This is a genomic window from Terriglobales bacterium (assembly GCA_035691485.1).
Lineage (GTDB): Bacteria > Acidobacteriota > Terriglobia > Terriglobales > Acidobacteriaceae > JAIQGF01.
Map to the genome: position 1 here is coordinate 196,839 of DASSIZ010000069.1, position 24,657 is coordinate 221,495.

At 61.8% G+C, this 24,657-nt stretch carries 21 protein-coding genes and 2 tRNA genes; 4 read left to right on the forward strand and 19 right to left on the reverse strand.

Annotation, left to right across the window (positions count from 1 at the left end; translation table 11 throughout):
- Positions 1–128: 128 nt before the first annotated feature.
- The 13 genes from VFI82_09315 to VFI82_09375 form a co-directional block, all read right to left on the reverse strand.
- On the reverse strand, positions 129–2,039 hold the full coding sequence (locus tag VFI82_09315) for a multicopper oxidase domain-containing protein (protein HET7184875.1): 1,911 nt from the start codon (positions 2,037–2,039) through the stop codon (positions 129–131).
- A gap of 80 nt (positions 2,040–2,119) precedes the next feature.
- A complete protein-coding gene (locus VFI82_09320) occupies positions 2,120–2,629 on the reverse strand; it encodes a DinB family protein (GenBank protein ID HET7184876.1) in 510 nt (169 codons plus the stop codon).
- A 36-nt stretch (positions 2,630–2,665) separates the two neighbouring features.
- Positions 2,666–3,001, reverse strand: coding sequence for a gas vesicle protein GvpG (locus VFI82_09325; GenBank protein HET7184877.1), 336 nt, complete (start codon positions 2,999–3,001; stop codon positions 2,666–2,668).
- A 99-nt stretch (positions 3,002–3,100) separates the two neighbouring features.
- Positions 3,101–4,024, reverse strand: a complete 924-nt coding sequence (locus VFI82_09330) for a GvpL/GvpF family gas vesicle protein (GenBank protein ID HET7184878.1) — start codon at positions 4,022–4,024, stop codon at positions 3,101–3,103.
- Positions 3,975–4,397 carry a response regulator gene (locus VFI82_09335; GenBank protein HET7184879.1) on the reverse strand — a complete coding sequence of 141 codons (423 nt, stop codon included), beginning with the start codon at positions 4,395–4,397 and terminating at the stop codon, positions 3,975–3,977. The genes VFI82_09330 and VFI82_09335 overlap by 50 nt, the downstream gene beginning before the upstream one ends.
- Positions 4,398–4,440: 43 nt before the next feature.
- Complete coding sequence (locus VFI82_09340; GenBank protein HET7184880.1) at positions 4,441–6,561, reverse strand: ATP-binding protein; 2,121 nt, start codon at positions 6,559–6,561, stop codon at positions 4,441–4,443.
- 27 nt (positions 6,562–6,588) lie between these two features.
- Entirely contained in the window at positions 6,589–6,888 is a 300-nt protein-coding gene (gene gvpA / locus VFI82_09345; protein HET7184881.1) for a gas vesicle structural protein GvpA, read from the reverse strand.
- A gap of 18 nt (positions 6,889–6,906) precedes the next feature.
- Positions 6,907–7,227 (reverse strand): gas vesicle protein, encoded by a 321-nt coding sequence (locus tag VFI82_09350; protein HET7184882.1) that lies wholly within the window; start codon positions 7,225–7,227, stop codon positions 6,907–6,909.
- A 268-nt stretch (positions 7,228–7,495) separates the two neighbouring features.
- A complete protein-coding gene (locus tag VFI82_09355; GenBank protein ID HET7184883.1) occupies positions 7,496–7,852 on the reverse strand; it encodes a gas vesicle protein K in 357 nt (118 codons plus the stop codon).
- The gene (locus VFI82_09360; GenBank protein ID HET7184884.1) at positions 7,849–8,493 is read right to left on the reverse strand and encodes a GvpL/GvpF family gas vesicle protein; all 645 of its coding nucleotides are present in this window, start codon (positions 8,491–8,493) and stop codon (positions 7,849–7,851) included. Before VFI82_09360 ends, VFI82_09355 begins: the two co-directional genes overlap by 4 nt.
- A 92-nt stretch (positions 8,494–8,585) precedes the next feature.
- Positions 8,586–8,798, reverse strand: a complete 213-nt coding sequence (locus VFI82_09365; protein HET7184885.1) for a gas vesicle protein — start codon at positions 8,796–8,798, stop codon at positions 8,586–8,588.
- Entirely contained in the window at positions 8,798–9,610 is an 813-nt protein-coding gene (locus VFI82_09370; protein ID HET7184886.1) for a GvpL/GvpF family gas vesicle protein, read from the reverse strand. The genes VFI82_09365 and VFI82_09370 overlap by 1 nt, the downstream gene beginning before the upstream one ends.
- Entirely contained in the window at positions 9,595–11,523 is a 1,929-nt protein-coding gene (locus tag VFI82_09375; protein HET7184887.1) for an ArsA family ATPase, read from the reverse strand. Before VFI82_09375 ends, VFI82_09370 begins: the two co-directional genes overlap by 16 nt.
- 137 nt (positions 11,524–11,660) lie before the next feature.
- Between VFI82_09375 and VFI82_09380 the strand changes: the two genes are divergently transcribed.
- Positions 11,661–11,954: a hypothetical protein gene (locus VFI82_09380; GenBank protein ID HET7184888.1), complete on the forward strand. Its 294-nt coding sequence runs from the start codon at positions 11,661–11,663 to the stop codon at positions 11,952–11,954.
- Positions 11,955–12,012: 58 nt separating this feature from the next.
- Here VFI82_09380 and VFI82_09385 read toward each other — a convergent pair whose 3' ends face one another.
- Positions 12,013–15,606, reverse strand: coding sequence for a hypothetical protein (locus tag VFI82_09385; protein ID HET7184889.1), 3,594 nt, complete (start codon positions 15,604–15,606; stop codon positions 12,013–12,015).
- Complete coding sequence (locus VFI82_09390; GenBank protein ID HET7184890.1) at positions 15,603–18,539, reverse strand: DUF3857 domain-containing protein; 2,937 nt, start codon at positions 18,537–18,539, stop codon at positions 15,603–15,605. Before VFI82_09390 ends, VFI82_09385 begins: the two co-directional genes overlap by 4 nt.
- A 513-nt stretch (positions 18,540–19,052) precedes the next feature.
- On the opposite strand from VFI82_09390, the gene VFI82_09395 reads away from it, so the two are divergent.
- The gene (locus VFI82_09395; GenBank protein HET7184891.1) at positions 19,053–19,793 is read left to right on the forward strand and encodes a hypothetical protein; all 741 of its coding nucleotides are present in this window, start codon (positions 19,053–19,055) and stop codon (positions 19,791–19,793) included.
- Positions 19,794–19,872: 79 nt separating this feature from the next.
- Entirely contained in the window at positions 19,873–20,514 is a 642-nt protein-coding gene (locus VFI82_09400) for a hypothetical protein (GenBank protein HET7184892.1), read from the forward strand.
- Here VFI82_09400 and VFI82_09405 read toward each other — a convergent pair.
- The 4 genes from VFI82_09405 to VFI82_09420 all read right to left on the reverse strand — a co-directional run bounded on the left by VFI82_09405 (position 20,433) and on the right by VFI82_09420 (position 22,693).
- A complete protein-coding gene (locus VFI82_09405; GenBank protein ID HET7184893.1) occupies positions 20,433–21,425 on the reverse strand; it encodes a hypothetical protein in 993 nt (330 codons plus the stop codon). The two genes, VFI82_09400 and VFI82_09405, sit on opposite strands and share 82 nt — an antisense overlap.
- A 164-nt stretch (positions 21,426–21,589) precedes the next feature.
- Positions 21,590–21,666: transfer RNA gene (locus VFI82_09410), tRNA-Arg, on the reverse strand.
- Between the two features lie 23 nt (positions 21,667–21,689).
- Positions 21,690–21,766 (reverse strand) — tRNA-Arg (locus tag VFI82_09415).
- Positions 21,767–21,808: 42 nt separating this feature from the next.
- On the reverse strand, positions 21,809–22,693 hold the full coding sequence (locus VFI82_09420; protein ID HET7184894.1) for an XdhC/CoxI family protein: 885 nt from the start codon (positions 22,691–22,693) through the stop codon (positions 21,809–21,811).
- Between VFI82_09420 and cofG the strand changes: the two genes are divergently transcribed.
- Positions 22,670–24,619 (forward strand): 7,8-didemethyl-8-hydroxy-5-deazariboflavin synthase CofG, encoded by a 1,950-nt coding sequence (gene cofG, locus VFI82_09425; protein HET7184895.1) that lies wholly within the window; start codon positions 22,670–22,672, stop codon positions 24,617–24,619. The two genes, VFI82_09420 and cofG, sit on opposite strands and share 24 nt — an antisense overlap.
- Positions 24,620–24,657 lie beyond the last annotated feature (38 nt).

Genomic DNA, 24,657 nt, shown 5'->3' on the forward strand with positions numbered 1-24,657 from the left:
GCTTTTGCCAATTACTACAGTAGTAGTAAAAACTATTTTCCGGCTTGGGCAATAAGACGCCGCGGATGGCGAGGCGGGTGGCGCGCCTTGAGGACATTTAACTACATAAGTAGTTTACGCCGCGGACGTCACCGCACAACGATGGCGGTCATCAGCTTCGCCTTGGTAACGGCATTTTCGACTTCTAGTGGGATTTCGCCCGACGCATCGCTTCGGAAAGTGAAATCGTAAGTCTCGCCCGAGGCAATGTGCAGTGTCGCGTCGCCGCTCTTGGCCAAACGAGCGGGAACAATGGCGCCGTCCTTGGCGAGAGGAGTCCAAGTCGCGGGCTTGTCCTTGGCGCCGAGGCGGAAGTTCGCCGGAAGATTCGGCGCCATGTTGATCAAGCGCAGCCGGTAGGACACGCCGCGGGTGAGCGCCAGCGGCTGCGGCTTTTCCATGCCGTTGATGGTAATGCGCTTGGCATCGAAGAACGGATCGCGCGAACCGATGACCAGCAGCTTGTCATGCTCGGCATCAAAGGTCTGCCCTGGCTCCAGCACGATAAGCGCTCCATAGATGCCGCCGGTAAGCTGGCCCGGGTCGGCCGCGTGGGTGTGATAAATGAAGGTTCCGGCCCGTGTGGGAGTGAAGCGAGCGACAAAGCTGCCGCCCGGCGGAATGGCGGGCGTAACCTGGTCGCCGATGCCGCCGCCTATCACGCCGTCGTAATAGCTCTCCAGTTCGAGCCCGTGCCAATGAATAGCGGTGGCTGACTTGAGACGGTTGAGAACGGTAATCTCGGTCAATTCGCCACGCGTGACCACGATCGGTGGCCCAACAGCCCCATCCGCGGAAACCGTCAACTTGTTTTTCTCGCGCACGGAACAACTGAATCTGTTTTCGGCGGCTGCGGCCTCAGCGTTAGGTTCGACGATAAGGTCGAGTTTCCGAGCGGGCCGGTTCGAGACCGCCGGTGTTGCACCCGGCCGCGACTTGATGTTGATTGCCAGAACCAGTCCAGCCATGTCGTGCATGCCTTCCATGGCGCCGGCATGGTTCGGGTGAGCGCCAGGGGCTGGCGGCTGCGGGTCGTACTGGCTGGGTATGGCGCGCGCGAATACGGGCAGGCGCTCGTCAGTCGACATGTGGAATTGGAAGTGACAATGAAACAGCCAGCGGCCGGCATTCTCAGGCGACCATTCCAGCATCATTGTGCCGCCTCCCTTGAGGTCCTGGGTAACCACGGATTGACGGTCGTCGCCCTCGAACTGCGTGTCCGACTCCTCATTTCCCAGGCTTAGCAGCTTGTAGAAAGCGCCGTGCAGGTGCATGGGATGCTCGCCGAAGGCCGGATTGATGACGCGCCAGCGGATGGTGTCGCCTACCGTGTAATCCAGCGGTTCAGTAAAGGGAAATGACTTGCCATTGATGCTGACGACTTCGAAATCATCGTGCGTCACATCGGGCTTGACAAACATTGCGTTGAGGACGAACACGCGGTCAGAGACGACGGCGCCAAGCGGATCCACGATGAAGGCGCCGTTCAGTTGGGCGTCTTCAAAAATCGGCCGCGGCAGCGGCGGAAGTATCCCGTAAGCCACAGGAACCGTGGTGCGCGCCCAGTAAAAATACGTTCCGGGAACGCCGGCGGGAAAAGTACGCTCGCGAGTTTCGCCGGCGGGAACCTCGATTACATCTTTTGTGTCGCCCGGGTGAGTATGGAAACCGTGCACTGCTGCCGCGACCTTCAGCTTGTTGGTGAGAATCACGTGGACCGTGGTGCCTTGCGCGACGCGCAGCAGGGGCCCCGGAATCTGCGCCGGCTTGCCCGCCTCGCCGAAAGCCTGCACGTACAGCTTTGGGCCATCGTCAGCTTCGGGGTGCCAAGCGCCGCTGACAATCTGAAGATGAACGGTGAGGATGCCCGCTTCCATTGTGCCGGCGGACGTGCGGTTCTGGTTGGCGACAATGGGTAGCGGACCATCGGACTGCGCCAGTGACGGCAGGGCGCACAGGCAAACGAGCACCGCGCAAAAGCGCAGGCGGATATTTTTCAAAGCGATCACCCCGGAAGTTGTTGGGCAATTATCACCGTTCCACAGAAGCAAAGGCAAGGCCCAAAGAGCCCGCCGGCGGCCTATTTCGAGTTAGCCAGGATACGCTCGATCTGTTGCAGGTGATTCAGGTCGTGCCCGGCAAACATGCGAACGATGTGTTCCACCGTCTCTTTGCCGCGCTCCGAGTGGATTCCGTACTGTTGCCACTGGTCGGGAGTGAGCGTCTTCAGCAGCGCAAGGTTGGTTTCACGGAGAATGCGGAACTGCTCCACGCACTGGCGCGGATTGCGCTTGTCATAGTGGCCGCTGGTGACCCAGGAGTCCTGGTCGAACGCGACGATCGGGGTGCCCGGGGCGCCCAGGATCATGCGGATGCGAAACCCGCCGACGATTTCCGCGTCGGCCAAGTGGGCGACGATCTCTGCAACCGACCACTTGCCCGGAGCAGGACGCTTCCGCAATCGCGGCACGGAAATTCCCTTGATCAGGCGCGCCAGCTTGCGAGGCGTTGTTGCCTGCACGGTGAGAGGGTCTTTGCCCTCGACATTGCCGACAATACGGGCCGTATATTGCTGCGGCGTCTCGTTCATCGTGTCAGAGATTCCCAGGAATGACTGTAAGCCATTCTATTTCTGCTGCTGGCCATACGTAAGGTTGACCGAGGCCCCCGAGCCTTCGGCGACCTTGCCGCTCAGCGGACCGCGCCCCTCTTCCGGAGCAACGCCCGCGAGTTCGCGCTTGCGGTTTTCGATGGCCCGCAACTCGCGCAAGATCTCGCCCTCGCGCTCGACGTATTCATCCTCCGCGATCTCGCCGGAATCGAGCAGCACCTGGAGTTCAAGCAGGCGCTCCTTCACCGGCGCGTCATCGGTGTATTGCTCCTCGGCAATGCGCTGCACGGTGCGCAGGATGAACTTGAACCCGGTGATCGGCGCGAGCAGAAGATCGTCAATGAAGAGCATGTTTGATCCAGCGGCATTACGTTAGGTTGCCGAATTGCCGAATTTGAGAATTGCCAAAATTGAATTCTGCATTGCGGCAGTTCGGCAATCCTGCAATCCTCACGATCCCGTTCCTCTCTCCAGTTTCAAGCGGATGTTGACGAAGTTGTACGGCGGCCAAGGGCCAGTGTACTTGAAGTTCAAACGGTCGCCGAACTTGCGTGCAATTTTGTTCACCGCCTCGTCGAAGTCGGTTTCTTTCTCGCGGTCGATCAGGAAGGCGGCGTTCATGATCATCTTGTCGCCAATCGGCTTGTTGTCGCGCGAAGCGACGCACACGCTGCGCAGGGTGTCGTAAATCTCGCGGACGTACTGCGCCGAGCGCTCCACCATCGCCTTGTCAATCATGCGCCCCAGTTGCATGCGGGCGAGGTAGGTGGATTGCAGGTGTTTGCGCGTGATCTCATGATTGAAGCGGTGAATTTCCTCGTCCTCGCGCTTCAGTTCCTCGATCACCTGGTCGCGGTCCCAGTTGACCTTCAATCCGAATTCCACCTTGCCGGCCATCTGCTTGAGCACATCTTTCAGGGAAACGTAAATGCTGCGCAGGACCTCGCGAATATCGTCGTCGGTGCGGAACACGGTGCCGAAACTCATGGGGATAATGGTGAACGCCTTCATCACCGTCTCGATCACATGCTCGTGGGCGAGAGCGTTTTCCCGGGTCGGATCGAAAATGTAAACGTCGGTCTTGCTGACGACGGCAGCGATGTCGTTGTAGTGGATCGTGTACACCATCTCGCCGGTGCCGCCAATGCCCATTTTGCCGAAGTTGACCGCGTCGCGCGCTTCGATAATTCCGTAAACGTAGCGCCCGCCGAGACCCGGCGCGGGCGCAGCTGCCGCCACTTCCGGACCACCGCGTTCTACCATGCGAGGCAGAGGCATCTCCGATATCTTGACGTGCACATCCTCGGTCGTGACTTTCTCCGCCTTACGAGGCTTGGGAGCGGTGCGCACGCTTCCCGTCTTCTGTCTGTTCATAGTTCTCCTTCAAGACCGTTGAAATCGTTTCCAGGAACTGCTGAATCTCAATCGGCTTGTACAGAACATCGATGCCAAGCTGCTCTGCCTTCTGCGCGGCTTCTGAACTGGCGTAGCCGGTCAGCAGCACGCAGGGAATCTCGGGGTTGGTCTGGCGAGCAAATTCCAGCACCTCGAACCCTGTATGCCCTTCTTCCAGCGACAAGTCGCAGAGCAGGAGATCGAATGCCGTCTTTTCGATCGCGGCAATCGCCTCCTTCGACGAAAGCACGGCGGTCGCCGCGTATCCGTGCTGCTCGAGCAAAACACGATAGGTGAATAGCACCGAGGCTTCGTCGTCCACCACCAGCACGGAATGTTTCCGCTTCTTCATACCTTGGAACACCCACTGTGGCCGGTGAACAACCGGGTCCAGATCAGCGTACGACCGGCAGTTCAAGCTTGAACGCGGTTCCCTTGCCTTCGCGACTGCGAACGCGGAGTTTGCCGCCATGATTCTCGATGATGCCTTTGACAATCCACAACCCGAGCCCGGTGCCCTTTTCGCCCTTGGTGCTGACGAAAGGTTCGAACATGGTCTGCAACAGATCGCGCGAGATGCCGCTACCGGTGTCGGCCACAAGAATGCGCACCCAGCCGTGAACGCCGTCGGGCACGGAAACATGACGGGTGCGGATTACCAGGTGGCCGCCCTTCGGCATGCTGTCCTTGGCATTGACCACCAGGTTCGAGAGCACCTGGCGGAACTGGTCGGCGGAGCCCACGATCGGCGGCAGCTTGCCCAGATCCACGCGCGCACGGATGCCGCTGCGCTCCAACTGGCGCGCGAACAAGGCAATGGTGTCCTCGATCACGTTGTTGACGTCCATCGTGCCGACCTGGTCGGTGTTGCGATACAGGCCGAGCATTTGCCGGACGATGCGCGCCACCCGCTCGGTTTCGCTCTTCAGCACGGTGTAGATCGGCTGCGCCTTGGGTTTGACTTGCCCGTCGAGCAGGTAAATGGAATTCTTGATCGCTTCCATGGGGTTATTGATTTCATGGGCGATGGTGCCGGCCAGCCGGCCGGTAGCCGCAAACTTCTCGATTTCGAGCATGCGGCGCTCCACCTTCAGCTGTTCCAGCTTTTTCCAGGTGGAGAAGTCGCGCAGCACGGTGACGGTGTAGGAAACTTGGCCGCGCGCATCGTAGATCTTCCCTGAGCGCGCCTCGAAATCGACTTCCGTCTTCGTACTCGGGTTGTAGAGACGCAGTGGCTCTGTTCCCTTGTCGTCGAAGGAGAAGGTGAAGCGCGTGAGATAGGCATCGAGCTTGGCGTAATTCTTGAACTGGATCGGCTCGCGCGGAGCTTCGCCCACTCCGAACAGCTCCTTGGCGAGGGGATCGTAGAGCACGATCTTGGCGGCGCTATCGGCCACGACGATCGGGTCGCCAACGTTTTCGATGACCAAGTTCAGCCGGTCGCGGTCCTGGCGCACGACTTCTTCGGCCTGCATCAGCTTGTCGAGATTGGCGCGCACTTCCTGGTCGGCGCGACGCAAGTCCGTGACGTCGCGCATCACCGTGACCATGCCGGTGCGAATGCCTTCGCGGCTGTACGTTGGCGCGCATACCGCCTCGAACAGCACTTCTTCGCCCTCGCTCACGTCCACCAGCGTCAGGTCGCGGGAAGTATCGGTGCCGCTCACCGCCATCGAAGACAGCGCCGCCGAAAACAGCATGTTGTTTAATTCCACGGCCCGCATGCCGCCTTCGCTCACCTCTTCCGGGATCCGGAAGAAGCGCTCCGCCGCCTTGTTCTGCGTGACGACGCGGTGGTGCGTGTCGGTCAAGATCACCGGGTCGGCCATGCTCTCCATTACCGTCTGCATCTGCGAGATGGTGGTATCCATGTCGCGCATCCGGTTGTAGTAGTGCTCGACCTTGAACAGGCGGGCCAGGTAGCGGTTGCCCAGTTCAATCAGCGCCTCGGCGTCCTTGAGCTGGCGCTCTGGCGTTTTCGACTTCAGCCCGACAATCACCATCGCGGCGTAGGCCCGCATGTCGCACGCGGAGCACACCTGCTCCTGCAACTGAAGCTTGCGCGGGTGGCGGAAATTTGCCACCGCCAGGCAATCGTGGCGGCGCTCTCGCTCTGCCTCCCAGCACAGGTTCTGGTTGCGATAGATCAGCGGATGGCAGTACAGGGCGGAGCCGCCGTTGACGTTGGTCAGCACCGCCGGCTTCATGCTGTGCAACACGGAAACCAGCGGGTTTTCACTGGCCCAAAGCGACGTCTCCAGCCCTTGGAGAAAAGCGGAAGAGCAGTTCAGAGCGGCGCCAGCGCGGACCTCACCACTTTCGAAATCCACCGTCAGGCTGGCCGCACGCGGAAATCCGAGGGTAACGATTTCTTCCAGGAGGACGGGAAAGATTTCGTCAGCCCGTTCCGCGGCGAGCAGCCGCTGTGCGGCGCGGCTCCGGACCATCCGAGGCGCACGCGTCGACGGCTCCTGCTCCGCGGGCGCGGTGACAATGCGCATTTCCGGCGTGGCCATCCCCATGGGTCCCCGACGTCAGGTTAGCTACCGGCGAGCCGCTCCGGCACGGGCCGGTACGCGGCTGACGCGGCGCGTAGTTTCCACCACGGCGGGCGCGGTCTCCTCCGCCAGTTGCGGACGCGAAACCAAGCCGGTCAAGCCTACCGCGTCGGCGTACTTTAAATAGGTATCGATCGACGCCACGACTACGCGCGCCTCGACCGTGATCAGGTCGATGCCGACCAGCGAGATGCGCACCCATGCGTCAATGACAATGCCCTTGTCCAATACGCGATCAAGAACATCGATTAGGCTCGACCCACCCGATACACGTTCAACAGCCATGTAGAGTCCTCCTGCTTACTACTTCTTGCGTCGACCGCTGCGCGCCCGCTTGGCCGGGGCCGGGGGCGCCAGAATTTCTGCTTGCGGCGGCAAGGGCCGGCGCGTCCGCGGCGCCGGTACTGCCTGCTGCGTCAGGTTGGGATCGTACTTCCACCAGTTCAAGCCGATCTGCTCCGCCTTGTCCACCGAACATACCAGCAGGCGAATGCGGATGGTGAGCAATTCCACGTTGGCAAGGGAAACCCGGACATCGCCGGCGATCACGAGCCCTTTATCGAGCACGCGGTCCAGGATGTCGATCAGATTGGTGGTGCCTGAAACAGTCGGTATTCGTTCCATCGCTGTCTGCGCCGCTTTTTCCCTTGGGAACTCAGCGCTCCCAACTCCGAACCAGAACTAACGCTTGCCGGCACCACGATTTCACTCGCCCACTGTCCGGCGCGACAATTCAACCACCGATGAGTGAGTAAAGTGGGTAGCTCCCCCGAATCGCCACCGCCCAGAACCAGCAGCACTGCTGCTCTCTGATTCAAAACTGCCCGCGGGGGTTGCCTTTTTACATAGGGCCCACAAACCCCTAACGGAAGCCACTTTCAACCAAATTTTGCTATTCCAACAAGTTGCCCAGAGGGCCCAACGCCAGGTTCAAGTCCTCTGGTTTCAGGCCGAACTGCCCGGCCATTTCGTGCACTTTCTCTTCCAGCTTCATCAGCGCCTGTCCCATCTCTTCCACTTGCTGATCGCTAAGCGACCCGCCTTCCATCCGCCGGATGGCCTGTCGTTCCAGTAACCGCCGGAGCAACTCGATCAAGCTCAGAACCAGCTTGGCAAGGCCCTGCTCGATGCTCTCGGCAGAACAGTCGATGCGCTGGGCGGCATCGGCGGCATGGGAATCCAGTTGTCGGCGGACCCCGTCCACGGCCGCCGCAATTTGCTCCGGAGAAACCTGTAACGTCTCGCTCATGCAAAATCCGGAAAAAACTCGGTGGGCGGCCAAGGCCCGCTTACCGCGGCCTTTGTCGACCGCTCCAGTCGTATTTGCTTGATCTGATCTCGGAACTGCTGCACTGCTTCCCGTTTGATAAGAACGAAGCAGCGTACCCCGTACGAAAATTCCCGTTGTTGGAAGTCTATCACTAGTTCGTTAATCGTGGCGCGGCAAGTAGCGACCGCATTTTCCATACAGCGGGAATTGTGCGCAAGATTTTTCAGATACTGGGTACCGCTGCTTGCGACTGGCGTTTCTCGATCCACCAATTCGATCCGGATTTCCATCTGGACCATGTTCCGCAATTGATGCAGCGCGGCATTGTAAGCCTGCCCGCGTGCCTCCAGGTGTGCCCCAATCTCCGTCAATCCGGGCAGCACTGTGGGAAAACGGAAAGGAATGATCGTGCCTTGGGCGAGTAACGAGCGCGTTACCTGGTGAAATTCCAGGGCTTCGCGCTTCTGGGTCTCCAGGCCCGCGCCGACAGCGTCCAGGGCGGAGTAGAAGCAGCGCAGCTTGGCGTGAACCATGCTTTCCACCGCCTCACCCTGCACACCCCTGACCGCCGGGTCGAGTTCCGCGGTGTCATCGGTGACGCAGTAGAGCAGATACGGCAGGGGTCAGCTCCAAGAAATTGAGGATTTCAGACGCAGCCGGAATGAAACGCAAAATCGACGCCCTGCAATCGCAGTTCCCGCGGGCACCGGCTCTAGCCGTTCTTCTTCAACTGTCGCAATGCGGTTTCGACCGAGGTCAGCACGACATTCACGCCCACGTAAATCAGATCCACGCCGGCCAACGAAATGACGACGGTGCCGTGGATGACGACACCGGCGTTGAGCACGTGGTCCAGGACATCCAGCAGCGAGACATCATCCTGCGCATCGCTGCCGATCATGACGACTTCGCCGGGGCTGGCCATCAGCGCGCCATTCCAGGGGCGCGACTGCCGCTCACCTTCCCCTTCTTCACTTGCTGACGGCTTTGCGACTTGACGACGACGAACGAATACGGTGGCCAGGGCCCGGTACCCTCGACGCGGAAGCGATCGGCGAAATTGTGCGCAAAACGATTCAAGAGGCTGTCGAATTTTGAGCGCCGGGAACGCGGCAGCAGGATCGAAGTTTGCCACCGAAGATTCGGCTGTCCCGATCCAACCTTGCCCCCTTCGGCCGAATCCGCCGCCAGTTTCACGATCTCTGCGGCAAATTGCTGGATCTCGGGTTCCAACGCGCGCGGAGGCTTCGCTTGCAACTGCGTCGCCTTTCGCTGCAGATACTCCTTGCCGGTACGCGCAGGGGAAGCCGCCGGCGCCGGACGCGGCTGGGCGAACACCCGAATGCCCCACTCGTCGGCGTCGGCGATTCGCTGGAAACCAGCTAGCAGAGCGGCTTTTCGGCCAGCAATATCTTCGGACAGCGATTCTTCGTTCAAGAAGATGGTGCCGAATCGCGTCGGCAGGATCGGCTGGCGTTCGTGGATGGCGCCCACCACGCGCTGGTGACGTACGCTGGCGTCGGCAAGCCACTCCAGGTTTTCCATGTTGCGGGCAAGCTGGTCGCTGAACTCGCCGGCGTCCACCCGGCTGATCCAGCAGGTAAAGCCGGACGCTTCGAGCGGCTCCACCGTCGAAACTCCGTCCACTCCGCGCAGAGATGCGGCCAGGCGCTCGGCTTGGCGGGTGATGCCGTACAGATATAACACCGTGTTTGGCCGGTTCAGACGATCTGCCATAGTTCGCCAATCAACGACTTCAGCGCCGCCGTGCCGGCTATTTCCCGTGCCCGGTTTCGTACTACGTAAATATTCTTGCCGCGATGACGGCGACGAAGCTTGGACAAGGTCTCCATCTGCCATTCCCGCGCCGCCTGGCACCGGTGACAGTGGTTCACATCCTCTGCGAACAGCACGCGGTTGACGAACAACTCGCTAGTGGAAATCCCCAGGTCATCCAAGGCGCCCAGCAGGCGCGTGGTTTCGCGGTCGGGCAGCGGTTCGGCAAGCATCACCGGGACCACTCGAGAGCTTCGGCCGTCCTTGAGCATGTTTGCCAGCTCTCGGACGCGATGCGAAAGCGTCGCGATCTGGACCGCCACGTCGCGGGCGAGAGACATTCTACGGTGCGGTGCCAGGCTTTTCAATAAAAGCCGCGACCACAGCAGGATTCGGCCGGGCATTCGCAGCAACTCCAGCGCGTGACCGGTCGGCGCCATGTCCACGAGCAGCGTTTGTTTCTCGCCGGCCAGGTCAAGAATCCGAAATATCGCGGCAATCTCGTCCACGCCGGGCGGCACCATGTCCAGGAGCGCGGTCAGAACGCGACGCTCGAAGGAGAGATCGACATGGAGCCCGCGGACGTCCGAGCTGAAGGCATCGTTGATCTTCGCTTTCATTTCACCAGCCCAGGCGCGGAACTCGGCGGCGGCGTCCAACTCTGCGGCGCGCAGCTTGGCATCGCCGGCTACGCTGACCGGCCGATTGCCGATTCTTTTCTGAAAAACGTCGTCGAGCGAGGGTGCCGGGTCCGTCGAGCAAATGACCACCGGCCGCGCCGGCGCGTGCTTGCGCTGGTTGACCGCGAGCGCAGCGGATAGGGTCGTTTTGCCTACGCCGCCTTTGCCCGTCGTCCATGTGATTGGCGTCTTGAGCGCAGGCCATTGGGTCGGCTGCAGCTTCACGTCATCTTTTTTCGCCGGCGTTCTTGCGATCGGACGCAGCTTCTTGCCGGCAAACACGTGCCGGCCAAATTCCAGCAGGGTGCGGGCACCCAGTGCGGGGCCACCGAGATCTTCCGCGACATGCATTGGAATGCCGCGAAAATTGCGTTGCACGAATTGCGCGGCGGCTTTGGTGCGGGCTTTACTTTGTTTACATATCAGGCAATGGCCGTCGCTTCGGACTGCCCGATTGAGGATGACGTCGGTCACATGTAGCGGGTCGGGCGCGCTGAGCATCGCTTTTGCGGTGCGCACCGATTCCTGCAGAGCGAATTCCTCCGGCGTGGTGACCATGACAATGCGTGATTCGCGCTGGTGCAATGCCGCCTGCACCGCCCCCACCATGGCGCGCCATTCGGCGATGAACGGATTGCTTGCCGCAACCGAGCCGCCAAAGTGCTCCGCCAGTACCTGGTCGCGACTGCCGGCCAAGTCCAAAAGATCGAGAAAGCGCGCGAAATATTCCGGCATTTCGAAGAGCCGCAGCGTGTGGCCAATGGGCGCGGTGTCGACCACGATTTCGGCATAGCGGCCGCGCTCCAGAGTTTCGTGAATGGCCAGCAGCGCCGCCATTTCCGCCATTCCCGGCAACGTGGTATCCAGCAGCGGTTCGATCTCTTCGCGCGAGAACAGCGTGCCGCTTTCCAGCAATGACACGATCGCTACCCGATATCTATCGAGGAACTTGCGAAACTGCAGCTCGGCATTCACCTGCCATACCGTGAGCTTCGCCGAACCGCCAAGCGGTAGCAGTCGCAGCTTCGACCCGAGCCGGACCTGGAAAACGTCGGCCAAGGAATGCGCCGGATCGGTGGAGAGCAGCAGCACCGGCCTTCGCGGCTTGGAATTCGCGCGGTACACCGCGTACGCCGACGCTACCGTCGTCTTTCCGACTCCGCCTTTGCCGACAAAAAAACTGAGGGCCGACACGCTGGGTATTGTCTCAAATCGGCTTCTCGGTTTAGGGTGGTGGGAATCGGAACCGATAACTTCGGGAACAAATACAACGAACCGGGTTCGGTGTCGCTCTAAATAAACGTCCCAGGAACTCGCCGACGGAGGATCGCATGCCCAACTGGAGAAAAGCTCTTGTCATTGGATCGCTCAGCGCAGGCGCTTTGATGTTCATCAAAGGCCATCGACCGGCGGGAGTCGCGCTGGCGAGCGTCGGGCTGGCGGTGCTCGCTGCCGAGTACCCCGAGAAGTTCGAATCGGTGTGGGAGAACGCGCCCGACTACATTTATCGCGGCACGCAGATCTTTTCCACGCTGTCACGCATTGCCGAACGGTTTGCTGACGAGGCCGGCCGACGCGGCGCCATCGAAGCCTTCCGCGACATCAGCGCCGAGTACGCTCGATAAGTCGCCGTGGTTGTGAGCTGAGGTCGGGCACGTCTCACTCCGAACGCGGAGTCGCCACCTAATTCTTTTGCAGCGTGATCCTTTGCCGCTCTACCTCCTCGATTTTCGAGGCGAAGCTGCTGAATTCCGCGTAGCGCTCCGGTCCCACTACCTGCACGGGGATGGAGAACGACCGCTGAATGTAGAGCACCTCGGGCGAAGGCTGGCGCACCACCAGCGAATAGCGTCCGAAGGCCCCGCTCACGTTCAACTCGGGCGTGTCGCGGACGACCGTCATCCCGGTCGGCAGGTGCACGCGGAAGTTGGCGCTCTCCACCAGGGGCGTGTCGATGTACAGCGGATATTTTCGTGGCGCGCCACCGTACATCTTTTTCAGCCCCAGTGCGGGAACCAGTTGGTCGATTTCCATTGTGCTTTGCCCCGGGTTGACGTAGCGCGGGGCGCGGCAGCGAAGCGCGAGTTCCAGCTTGCGGTCGGGGTCGTGTTCGTTGCGCGCGGAGGCCGTCACTTCGTCGACCCCAGGGAAAATGCGGGTCGCGAGTTGCTGGTAGAAGCGCGCTCGCTGTTGCGGTGCAATGCCGGCCAGGATTGACCGCATCTGCGCAGCCCGCCACGGGCCCATGCGGATGGTTACATCGGCTCTGAGACTGCCGTCACTTTCGAGGGTGACGTCAGCGTCGGCTACGCTTTGCTCCTCGGCGTTGGCCGGCAGCGGCACCATCGCGGGCGCGATCGCGGCAACCTGCACCGGGATCGGCTCACGTAGGACCGGAACTAACAGCGCATCGTGACGCTCGATGGACGGCGGGATGGCGCCGAAGGCCAGGCCGTCGGTTTCGGCATCGGCGAAAATCTCACGGCCGTCCGCGAAATGGAACCTCAGCAGCGGCCGGTTATAAAACTCCGGGAAAACGCTGCGGTCACGAACCACCTGGCCCGCGTTGCGCGCCAAGACCAGGTCGGCTTCGAGCCCGGCGGCGCGAGCGATTGCCAGCACGACGAAGGTTCGGCATCCCGAGCCGCTCGCCAGAGTTTCTTCCGCCGGCTTCATGTCCTCCGGATTGAACCCTCCTCCGGCATGGATCAGGCTCGTGACGGTGCGAAAAATTTCGTGCGCTTTCGCCTGCGGCTCTTGTGCACGCACCTGCACCGCACGTTGAGCCACCCGCGGCCCGACCCGCAGCGCATCCACTAACCCATTGCGAAACTTATCTCGAATGCCGTCCCATCCCGCCGCGAGTTGGAGACCGGCGCTGGCTATCACATCGCCGCGCGCAGTCGCCGCTTCTTCCACCGATTGTGGAATGTCGTTCTTCTCCCAGACGCGCACCCGCGTGTTGCCGGTAATCTCGATGCGCGGAGGCAGAATTCCCGGTGAGGCTTCAGCGCGCAACACCGCATCGGTCGGAGGCGTGATGGTTACAAAGCGCGAATAAAGGATCGGCGCCGCGAATGACCCGAACGTGTGCCGAAAAGCCTCCCCATGCGCTTCGATCCCGCCGCCGTCGCGATAGTGCACGACGTACTCCTCCTCGATCGAATCGCCCACCGCCAGCGCCGGCATCGAGACGGTCGTCTTTTGCGGAGTCAGTTCTGGCTCTGCAACGCTGCCGTTGGCCTTGACGGTACGCAACTCCAGAATCTCGGCGCCGGCGGGTACCGCCGCTTCGCCGTACTGATCGATGCCGTCGCGGCCTAGCATGCGCGTGAGTTTGTGAACGTAGAGCGACACGCTACCGTCTTCCCACAGTCGCACGACTCGATCGTTGAGCAGCACGAGCGCCGGCCCGCCTGAAAACTTGCGTTCGTTCGTTTTGCGCACCATTTGCACGCCATCGCGCCGGTACTTGGCATAGAACGGCTCGCCGGCAAGCTCCCTGCTGCGCGCACCGTTTTCATCGAGCAGCGCGTCAACATTTGTAGTCGCGATCTGCGCCATTCGGCGGTAACGAGCAGAATTGGGCGCCAGCGTTGCAAGTTCCTGCGCCGCTACGCGAGCCTTCTCCGGTTCATCCGCCATGGCAAGCTCGTGCACCAGCAACTCGCGCGCGCTGCGATCCAGCGGACGCCGCTTCACCGCCGCCTCGATCGCAGCGGCGGCCTGTGCATGCTCCCCCGAGTCGCTGAGGCTGCGCTCGTAAGCCAATGAATCGGGCGCACAATCGGCAAGCCGGCGTTGCAACTCCTGGGCGCGCTCGTAGCGCGCATGTCCGGCAAAAAACTTGTAGCCCTGGAGCAGCACGTCACATGACGGATGCACTCGCAACTGTATCTCCAGCGCCTTTTCGCTGAGCGCCGGCCAATTCAGGCTGATGGCAATTTCCGTGAGCAATTGTTGCGCCGGAGCGAAGTTTTCGCGCGCGCTGAGCACTCGCCGCAGCCGCGAAAGCGCCTCGTCGGTGCGGTCGGCCGAGAACGCTCGCGCCGCCTTTGCGTATTCCGCCGCCAGCGCCTCCGGCGCAGCTTCCAAAGTTGCATTGAGCATCGCCGCGATTTCCGGGGAGTCTCCGGCGAGGTGCGCCCATGCCTGGAACAACAGAAAATTCACGGCGGCAGTTCCGGGTGGCTTCGCGCCCAGACTGGTGATCACGCCGCCGTAATCGCCGGCCCAGTACTTCTGCGCCAACGCGATGTAGGTGCTCTCCGGCGCGTAATCGGGGGCCGTGGCGCGCGCCTTGGGCGGAGCGTCAGCCATAGCCGGAACCAATGCCACTCGGAACGGCGCCGCGGAGGCGAGAAACTTCACCAGCACCCGATGTGCTCCGGGCCGCAATTCAACCGTGCGCCAGGCGATTTCCGGCGATACGCGGAAGCGGTCGTCCTTACGCACTACGACGGCTCCGTCGATCAGAACTTCCAGCGTGCCCGCGCTCTCCACCCGCACCACCAGTTCGCGCGCAGCGGTCACGTTTGCGTCGGCGGCGGCATAGAAAACGCCGCTGCGTGAAAAATAAGACGGCAGGCGGAACATGCCGTCGTCGAAATGTAGGCGCTCCACGGCATGACCTTCAGAAACCGCCGGCCGCAGCGAATCGCGCTCCGGCGACCAGTGCTGGTCGAATTCCAGGTTAGGATAGTTGCCGAACGGACCAGCGACCCGCCACTCGGTCATCAGCCCCGCTTCGCGTGCCATCTTCTCCAGGTTGATCCCCGGTGCGCCGTCGGCCGCGGCTACCACCAGTGCCGCGCGCAAGTAGCTCGCCTGCGGATGCGCCTGGCCACGCCGAACACCGGGTGCCAGCATGGCCTGGATGCGCGGGGTAGCGGCAACAAAATCCTGGGTGTTCGCGGCCAGGTCGAGAACACGCGCCGCCGCAATGTTGACGCGTGGATCGCGCTGCATCGTCGCGCGGGATTCGCAGAGCTTGAGCGCCGCATTCAGTTCGGCGGTGGTGTCAACTTCCAGCGCCGCCGCCTCCATTTCGACGAACAGCCCTTCGACATCGCCTGGGTTTTGCCTCAGTTCTTCCTGGGCCCGTTGTCGCGCGCGGTCAAGCTGCGAATCTTCGAACAGCGCCTTGCGCGCCTGCGTGAGCAGCGGATTTACTACGCCAGCCTCGACGTGAGGGCTTGGCCGGTGCGCCGGCAGATCGCCTGCCGCCAAGGCCACGGCCGAGGCCAACAGGGTCGGCAGTGCAAGACCCCGCCTCATCCCTTCAGGCCCACCTTAATTTCCGCGCGGAAGGCGCTCTCCAGCTTCGCGCAGAAATCGCGGAATGCTGCGTATTCCGAAGGAGTGATGCGCAGCTTCCGAAATTGCACCGAGGTGGTCACGATCAGTTCGCTCTCCTGGCGCTGGTAACGCAGGATGGCGGTGCCGAACGGCGTCTCCAGCGTCTTGTCCTGCGGCACAGAATCCAGTCGCGCACCCGCGGGAAGCGCAAAATGCAGTTCTTCTTCCGTGGTCCAAGGCGCCGGCAGCAGCAGGTCCTGCGCGCGCCACGGCAGCGATGCCAGCTTCTGCACGTACGAGCGCTGCATCCACGATGTCTGCAGCGTCAGCGATGGCCGCCCGGCAAACATTTCCACTTCCCCGCTGAACTTCACCGTGACGTCGTGCTCCAGGTCATTGGCGCCGTACACCTGCACCGCATCCACTCGCACGCGGGGAAGCACCTCGGCCAGCCGATTGCGCACCGAATCGCGCTGCCGTTCTGTCACCTCGTACTCCCGGCGCAGCCCGGGCGCGTCTTCGCCCCGCACGTACGCGGAACCGCTGAATTCCACCCTGCCATCGGGCAGGATCTTCGCCTGTACTTGGCGGTGCGTGTAGTTTTCCATCGGCAGCGCCACAGGAATTCGCCGCAGTTGCGCGTTACCGTCCAGAGAAACTGTCAATGCCATCGCGCCCTGGTCTTCCAGCGGCAACTCGCGCGATCCCGCGTATTCGGCGGTGCCGTCGAGCCACAGGTCGTACTTGGGGACGTACACCACGGCGTGGTTGAACACGGAGATTGAAGTCGCTTGCTCGCCGATATCCCCCAATCGTCGCGTGCGTACCAGCGCAATGTCGGCTGCAATGCCGGCAGCGCTCAGCAGCGCCACCATCAAGCTGGCCTTGTCCTTGCAATCCCCAAAACGCCGCTCGAATACCTGGCTCACCGGGTAGGGCTTGTAACCATAAACACCAAACTCGAGCGCGACGTAATGCGTGTTACGCAGCACGAACTGGTGGATGGCGTGAATTTTCTCCTGGTCAGTCGCCTTGTCCGACACCACTTCGTCGAGTGCCTCGCGCAGCGCATGATCCAGCGCGAATTGCGGCGCAATCAGTTGTGCATACCATCTTCCCAGCTCCTGCCACGTCGCAAAACTGGAGACGTGAACATACGGAGCGGTTTCGCTGGCCGGTGGTCCTTTGGGCTCGTTCGGCAAAGCTGCCACGTCGCGGATTTCCCATTCGTAAAGCCGGTGGCCATCCTGTTCGCGAACTTCAGCGGCCGGCATCCTCGCCGCCACGATATTGAAGTTCTGCGCTGCCGGTGTCACCAGGACATACCGCTGCAGCCGCTGCGGCAGCGACGAGCGAAACATCACCAGGCTCCCCAGGTAGCGCCCGTACGGGTTCGTCTTTGATTCCGGCGTGAGCCGGTAATCCAACTCGAGGACGTCGCCGATCTCAACGCCGGGAAACCGCAGCATGCGCGAGCGCGCGTCGTAGTACATCCCGGCCGTGCCCTCTTCCGCGGTATCGCCCGAATCCTCGGCGTCGATCACGCGGCCATCTCTCTTGAACAGCCGCGCGGCCAGAACTCGCAATGCTTGTGTTCCCGCGGCGTACTGCACCGCGCGCCTCGCATAGTCGCGGGCGCCCTGCTGGGTGTTGATCTGAAAAATCTGCTGCACGCGTACCGATGCCAGGCCGTCTTCCAGCACGCGTTCGACGCGGACCTCGGCGAGCACGGTGGCATGCGAATTTTCGTCCAACTTCGCCCGCTGTGCCACGCGGGCCAGTTCCCCCGCGTCAACCAGGTAGGCTGCGTCGACATCCCGGGTGACCCCGACGCCGCGTTCGTAGGCCAGCCGCCGCCGCACCTCTTCATCGTTCGGATTCGTCTGCAGCGCCTTCGCCAATTGCTCGCGCGCTTGTACTTGCTTCCCCTCTGCCGCCAGCATGTTGGCGAACTGCTGTCGCAGCACAGCGTCGTTAGGGGATAAGGCGATGGCGCGGCGCATCAGCGACTCGCCGGTGCGCAAATCTCCCTGCCCCGCGTCCAATTCCGCGATGCGCGCCATTGCCTGCGTATCGTTGGGGTCGAGCCGCATCCACTCCGCATAGAGCGCGCGCAGGCTGCTGGCATCACCGCGCGCGCGATAAATGCGGATCAGGATGTCGCGCGCAACGCGATCATCAAAATTCTGCGTCAGGTCCGATTTCGCCAGCGCCATTGCGCGACCGAGGAAGCCGAGCCTCTCGTAGGACAAGGCCAGTTCCCGCCGCAGCCATAGCGGAGCCGGAAATGCCTTTCCCAGGTCGCGATATTCCGCCAGCGCCTCGGCAACCATGCCCGCCGAAGCGTAGAGATCGCCCAGCCGCTTGCGAGACACGTAATCGCCGGGTTCGCTTTGCGCCGCTTCGCGCAACAGGTCCCGCGCTTTCGCATCCTGTTTTCGCCCAACGTAATACTCCGCGAGCGCAATCTTCGCCTCCGGATTGGTAGCGTCTGCCTGCAACGCGGCGCTCAGCGCGGCGAAGGTGCATGTGCTGTCGCCACAGCCCTCCGCAACTTCCATCCAGCGCTCGGCCGTCGGCGCCAGTTGCGCCGCCCGCTCCAGGTGCTCGCCGGCTGCTCCCAGCCCGCGTTCGCGTTCGATCAGCCCCAGGGCCTCGTTCCATTCGGCCGAATCAGGTTCCTGTGCCGCCGCACCCCGGGCTTCCGTGAGCAACTCCGCGGGCAGAGCGGGCACATCCGTGATGCGGCCCTCTTGGATGCGGCCCCCTTGCCGTTCCATCAGCGCGCGATAGTGCTGCGCCTCGTCACGCACGGAACGGCTTTCCGACAAATCTTGAGCCACACCCGCAATCCAGCTCTTCACCGCATCCGTTGAGCTGACGAATTCCCGGAGACCGTAGATTCGCCGCACGGCGACTGCGCGTTGGATCGAAGTTTGCGTCTTCCACTTCGCTTGCAATACGCTCAGCCGCGTATCGTACGGATTTTGCACAGCGCCCGAAGGTTCGTGCGCCGATGGATTTTGAGAAAAACAGGTACTGATTCCCAGCAGGATGGCCAGGACCGCGAGGCCGGACGTTGTTCCGCGACGCTGCAATTTCCCCCGCAGCTTCTACAAAGCAGCTCTTAATACGAATCCCCGGCAACCCGTAAGTCGCCGGGGAAGCCCCCATCTGATTCCGCTTTCCCCTGCACCGTTTCCCCCAGGTTTTTTTAGTGCAGGAGCCTTCGCGAACTCTTACCGGGGTCGATGACGGGAGTATTCTCCCGATCCTCGGCATTCGAGAATTGAGCTAATGTCTTAGGCCATTTCAAATAACACCTTAGCCCGCCCGAAGCTAGGAACGTCGGTACAATGGCCCCTTGGGTGGGCTTGGAAGCAGCCCCACTTGAAGGCCTGCAGCCCCGGGGGAGCCTCACTTTCATGGCACGACGAAGCAAGCGCGGCACGTCAGCCGGAGTACGCATCCTGCAAATCATTTTTCTCGTGGCCTTGGCGTTCGCCGCGGTGCGGCTCTATTTCGTCTTCCGCGCGCGCGAGAAGCCGGCCGCCCAGAAAATATCCAGGTCCGCCGCGCGCCCGTTGAACCGCGAAGCGTACGTAGTGCCCCGCAAGCTGCACGCCTACGATTTGGCTTCGGCGCGCGAGTTGACGAAGCAGCCGGTGTGGGTTCAGGAGGGCTACCGCTACACCTACTATCCGTTCGACCCCACACGCCGGCGCGTCGATTTTTCGCGTGAGGTCGGCGTGCTCGGACCGATCGAGGAAGTGCGCATCAAGAGCGTGCTGGCTCAGCCCACGCCGAATAAGCCTAACTATCACCAGATCGTCGCCGTCTTCGATCATGATGGCCGTAGCTATGCTGTGCCGGTCGGCACTGAATCCGGTGGCTCATTCCAGATCTATGCCGACCAGATGTTCTTCTATGAAGATCCGCACCAGCTCTACAATTTCTGGCCGGCTGAAATCTGGGACGCAATTCGTAACCACGAGGTTAAGCCTGGGATGAATGAAATCCAGGCCGACTTCGCTGTTGGCATGGGCGTGCCGCAGCCGGAACAGAGCGTCCCGGAAGAAAAGGTCGTGAAGTACGCCAATGGCGGCCACCCTCTCACGGTCACGTTTCGCAAGGGACGAGCGGTCACCATCACGCAAAAGGATTAACTTTCAAATCGGCTGCTGGGCTGACATCCGTTTTCCCCGCCGCCATCATCTATTGCTTGCAGTCGAGGTTCGATCGCGCATGCTACGCTCCGCGCTCCTCGTTACTGCACTCCTGGCAGCAGGTCTCGCCACCGCCGCCGAATCGGCCGACCCCCACTACGCTTGTCCTCGTACCGGCGCCATCGTGCGCAGGTCGGCATTCATCCACGGTTATCTACACGGCTACGAACAGGGCTTCCATCTCGCCGATGTGGATATCCAACTCGGCCGCTCCGCTCGCGACATCCGCCGAGCCAAAGAAGCGAAGGAATCGGAAGGCTACCGCCACGTGTTCGGCGACAAGCATTCTTTCCAAGCCGGATTCCGCGAAGGCCTGCGCGTCGGATACGCAGATGGTTTTGCCGGACGCGCATTTCGCGCCGTTGACCAGGTCGAATCGCTACCCTTAGCCGATACCGGCAATCCGTCCGCCGACCCGGTTTTCGACCGTGGCTTTTCGATGGGTTACTTTTCCGGGCAACATCGGGGATTGGAGGACGGACGCAGCGACGTCAGTTTCTCTGCGCTGCTTCCGGAATGCCCGCCGGCGCCCAGCCGTGGCATCGACCAGCAGAGTTTTTGTGCTGCTTATGTAGGGGGTTACCGCGTCGGGTATTCCGACGGCTTCACCAACGTCGCCAGGCCGGTGGCGGCCCAGGTGGAAGAGCGAGTCGGCAAGTAGCCGTATTCTTCCAAGCCTGCCAAGGGAGATGTTGATGTTCTGGCGTTGACTCGTTGCGCGAGTGCGACTTGAATGACGCCTGCCCGACGGACCAGTTCGCGCCTGCTGGCCGCCGCCAGCTTTTTGCCGCCCTGCAGCTTGGCGAAGTTCAATTGGCGAGCCGGGATGCGCAGCAGTTGTCCGATCATCAATCGGCCCGGGTTTCGGATTTCAGGATTCGATTCCCACAACATCGGCCACAGTCTGCCATCGCCCAGATGCACTCGCGCCAGGCGCCACAGTGAATCCCCCCGCGCGGCGCGAACCAGCGGCGGACCGGGATCAATCTCCAGCGGGTGCGTCACGATCTTCGAACCATCTGCACTCATCCCAGCCGCTGCGTGATTGCGGATGACCCGCACCGAAAGTTCCGCCGAATTCCACTTTTCACTCTGGCTGTTCGTGACGACCGGCGAGCCTGCTTCATTGTTTGAACGAATGCTGGCACTGAAAGATTTCGCCGGCTCGGATCCAGGTTGCTGAACCGCGGCGTTCTGCTGTTCACGCTGGCTTCGTTGCTGACGCAGCGCTCTCGCGTACGCGCCAAGTGAGAACCCGGGTTGCTCCGCAACTCCCCACAAAGGAACATTCGCGCCCACCGACGTTGCCGAACGAAGGGCGCTCACAGCCGTCGGTGTCGCAACATCCTGCGTTGCGAGGTCCTCCGCTGCGGAAGAAGTTTGATGGTGGGCTGCGTCCAGAATATGTTCTTGCTTCAAATCATCATTGCTGATGACGCGGGCATGTTGCGGCAGTTGCGACCTGCGCTCCCGGTCTTGTCGCGCTACGTCTCCCAGGCTTTGCGCCAGCGACACTCCGGCACTCAGCACCACGCACAGCGTGATCGCGACCTTTGGCCCTGAGGTTTGCATTCGTCGAAGGGCCCGCTTGACCTTGCTGCTCTTCCCTAACTTCTTGAATTCTATCGCTGAATTGCCGCTTAGGGGTTGCGGCTCTTGATTCCCTTCGGGTTAGCCTTCCGGTGGAGAACCGGGGGGCTGTACGCGGGCTGCGGATGGAAAGCAAAGAAGTATACTGGCGCGCCCCGAGGGACTCGAACCCCCAACCCTCAGTTCCGAAGACTGATGCTCTATCCAGTTGAGCTAGGGGCGCAAAGAGAGTTCACAGGCAAGGAATGGCGCGCCCGGAGAGATTCGAACTCCCGACCTATTGCTCCGGAGGCAATCGCTCTATCCAGCTGAGCTACGGGCGCGCTTCTTCAATTATACCGTGCGGCTCACCGCACCTGTCTCGCTTACTCGCTGCTCGGCACTTCTTTTTCCCGCGCTCGTTCCAACTTCTTGCGCGCCACCGCGGTCTCGCAATTCCGCCGGAACGCGATTAACTCCGCCACAATCGCCACCGCGATTTCTTCCGGCGTTACTGCCCCAATTTCCAGTCCAACCGGGGCATTCACGCGTTCGAACAAGGCCGCGTCCATGCCCTGGCTTTCCAGTTCTTTGTAGATCGCAATCGTCTTGCGCCGCGACCCGATCATCCCGACATAGCGCGCCGGCGTCGTGACCGCCCAACGCAGCACGCGCATGTCGTCCCGATGTCCGCGGGTGACGATCACCACGTAGGAGTTTTCATTCGGCGTCAATCGCGCGCAAGCCTGGTCGAAGTCGTCGGCAATCACCTCGCGCGCCTCGGGAAAGCGCTCGCGGTTGGCATAGCTCTCGCGGTCATCGACGATCACTACTTCAAACCCCGCCCCGCGCGCCACTTTGAACGTGTTGTACGCCACGTGTCCGGCGCCGAACAGGTACAGCACGGGAATAGGCAGCACCGGTTCGATGAACACCTCCAGCGTTCCGCCGCAGACCAGCCCGGTATCGTACTTCGGATTCTGGTTCAGGTTGAAGGTCAGGGTGCGCGGTTTTTCTTCTTCCATTACCTCGCGTGCCGCCTGCCAGACTTCGGCCTCCACGCATCCCCCGCCAATCGTGCCCACGATGGAGCCGTCATCGCGCACCAGCATCTTCGAGGTCTGGAACGACGGAATCGAGCCGCGGACATTGGTGATCGTGGCCAGCGCCCCGCGCCGGCCCGCCTGCCGCAATCCCACGATCTCCTGGTAAATATCCATCGTGCACCGATTATGTTGGATGATGTATTGCAAGTCAAAGACGCGTTTCACGGGCGCCTGGAACCCGCCCCCAGTCGCCATCCCATTCCCCTGGCCTTGCGCCTTGTGCCTTGCCCCTTTAACCTGACTCTCATGCCCGGCGCTTCCAGAATCGTCCCGGTCATCCTCGCCGCTGGACCCTCAAGCCTGGGATTTCCCACGGCGCTCGCCAGGTTCGGGGAAAGCACCGCGCTCGACATTGCCCTCCGAAACTGCGCCGGATTGGGACCGCCGATCGTCGTTCTCGGCTGTGAGGCCAAGCGCATCCGCGAACACGTGCCCGCCGGCATCACAGTGGTTGTGAACCCGGCTTGGCGTTCCGGGCAGATGTCGTCGCTCCAGTCCGCGCTCGCCCAAATCCCGCCCGCCGCGGATTTCATGCTCTACCCGGTGGACTACCCGCTGCTCACGCGCAAGATCATTCAAAAGCTGGTTACCGGCTTCCGCGCACGCTCGGCCCGACAGGCCATCGCCATCCCAAGATTCCATGACCGCAGCGGCCACCCGGTGATTTTTTCCGCGAGCCTGCGCGCCGAATTCGAGTCGGCCGCCACCGCGCGCGACATCGTTTATCGGAACTCCAGGCGGGTGAAGTTTGTGGGCGTCTCCACCGATGCCATCTGGCGCGACCTCGACAGCCCCAGCGCGTATCGCGCCCGAGTTCGCGAATACGAGCCGAGTGTGTGGCGCGGGTCCCCAACCCGCGGTCGCAAGGGTCGGAGAGCCGTGGCACGCTCCGGTGGTACTGGCTCCGGGCATTTTGGTTCCTATCTCGACGAACTCCGTTCCGGTCTTCCCATCACGCGCGACATGGCATTGCGCCTCATCGCGTGCGACGACCGCGACCTGCCCCAACTGCTCGCCACCGCCGTTCATGTCAAAGAACAATTCCACCCTGGCGTCATTACTTACTCGCGCAAGGTGTTTCTCCCGCTCACCAACCTCTGCCGCGACTATTGCGGATACTGCATCTTCCGCCGCGACCCCGGCCAGACCGGCGCCCACACCATGGCGCCTGAGGAAGTCTTGCGCGTCTGCCGCGCCGGCGAACGCCTGGGCTGCCGTGAAGCGCTGTTCAGCCTTGGCGACAAGCCGGAGCTTCTCTTCTCCCAGATGCGCGCAGCCCTGCGCCATCTCGGCTACAAGTCCACCCTGCATTACCTGGAAGCGATGTGCGAACTGGTGCTGCGTGAGACCAGTCTCATACCTCACGCCAATCCGGGCTTGATGAGCCCCCAGTGGCTGCGACGCCTGCGCGCCGTCTCCCCCAGCCTTGGCCTGATGCTCGAGAGCACCAGCAACAAACTGATGCGCGGGGCAGCGCATCGCGGGGCACCCGACAAGGTTCCGGCGCTGCGGCTTGGGGTCATCGAGGCCGCGGGCAGGCAGGCAATTCCCTTCACCACCGGAATCCTGGTCGGCATCGGCGAAACCAGGCGCGACCGCGTGAATTCTCTGTTCGCCATCGCTGAGCTGCACCGCCGTTACGGTCACATCCAGGAGGTAATCGTGCAGAACTTCCGGGTGAAACCGGAGATTCCCATGTCGCGACAACCGGAGCCCACCACCGGCGAGATGTTGCGCACCGTGGCCGTGGCGCGGCTCATCCTACGCAACATGAACCTGCAGGCGCCGCCAAACCTCTCCGCGCCCGATTACCACCAACTGCTCTCGGCCGGAATCAACGACTGGGGCGGAGTTTCGCCGCTGACACCCGATTTCATCAATCCCGAGCGCCCTTGGCCTCATCTGCATGAACTCGAAGAACGTACCCGTGCCGCCGGTTTTGTCTTGCGACAGCGCCTTCCTGTCTATCCGGAGTTCTTGCCGCATGTCGCGACCGCCGGTGGTCTTGCGGCGGACAAGACTCGCGCTGCTGCTGATAGCGAAGGCTACGCAATCACACCATCTGTCGCGACGCGGCTCGCGAGTGCGTAAAACATTTGTAGTTGCTACGAGCCACCAGCCGCTAGCTA

Excerpts from the sequence above, each read along its gene's own strand:
- VFI82_09330 (HET7184878.1), bottom strand. The coding sequence starts at position 4,024 with ATGAACAGACAGAAGACGGGAAGCGTGCGCACCGCTCCCAAGCCTCGT.
- VFI82_09400 (HET7184892.1), top strand. The coding sequence starts at position 19,873 with ATGCTACGCTCCGCGCTCCTCGTTACTGCACTCCTGGCAGCAGGTCTC.
- VFI82_09350 (HET7184882.1), bottom strand. The coding sequence starts at position 7,227 with ATGGAACGAATACCGACTGTTTCAGGCACCACCAATCTGATCGACATC.
- VFI82_09365 (HET7184885.1), bottom strand. The coding sequence starts at position 8,798 with ATGGCCAGCCCCGGCGAAGTCGTCATGATCGGCAGCGATGCGCAGGAT.
- VFI82_09395 (HET7184891.1), top strand. The coding sequence starts at position 19,053 with ATGGCACGACGAAGCAAGCGCGGCACGTCAGCCGGAGTACGCATCCTG.
- VFI82_09335 (HET7184879.1), bottom strand. The coding sequence starts at position 4,397 with ATGAAGAAGCGGAAACATTCCGTGCTGGTGGTGGACGACGAAGCCTCG.
- VFI82_09325 (HET7184877.1), bottom strand. The coding sequence starts at position 3,001 with ATGCTCTTCATTGACGATCTTCTGCTCGCGCCGATCACCGGGTTCAAG.
- VFI82_09405 (HET7184893.1), bottom strand. The coding sequence starts at position 21,425 with ATGCAAACCTCAGGGCCAAAGGTCGCGATCACGCTGTGCGTGGTGCTG.
- gvpA (HET7184881.1), bottom strand. The coding sequence starts at position 6,888 with ATGGCTGTTGAACGTGTATCGGGTGGGTCGAGCCTAATCGATGTTCTT.
- VFI82_09355 (HET7184883.1), bottom strand. The coding sequence starts at position 7,852 with ATGAGCGAGACGTTACAGGTTTCTCCGGAGCAAATTGCGGCGGCCGTG.
- VFI82_09320 (HET7184876.1), bottom strand. The coding sequence starts at position 2,629 with ATGAACGAGACGCCGCAGCAATATACGGCCCGTATTGTCGGCAATGTC.
- VFI82_09385 (HET7184889.1), bottom strand. The coding sequence starts at position 15,606 with ATGAGGCGGGGTCTTGCACTGCCGACCCTGTTGGCCTCGGCCGTGGCC.
- VFI82_09380 (HET7184888.1), top strand. The coding sequence starts at position 11,661 with ATGCCCAACTGGAGAAAAGCTCTTGTCATTGGATCGCTCAGCGCAGGC.
- VFI82_09340 (HET7184880.1), bottom strand. The coding sequence starts at position 6,561 with ATGGCCACGCCGGAAATGCGCATTGTCACCGCGCCCGCGGAGCAGGAG.
- VFI82_09370 (HET7184886.1), bottom strand. The coding sequence starts at position 9,610 with ATGGCAGATCGTCTGAACCGGCCAAACACGGTGTTATATCTGTACGGC.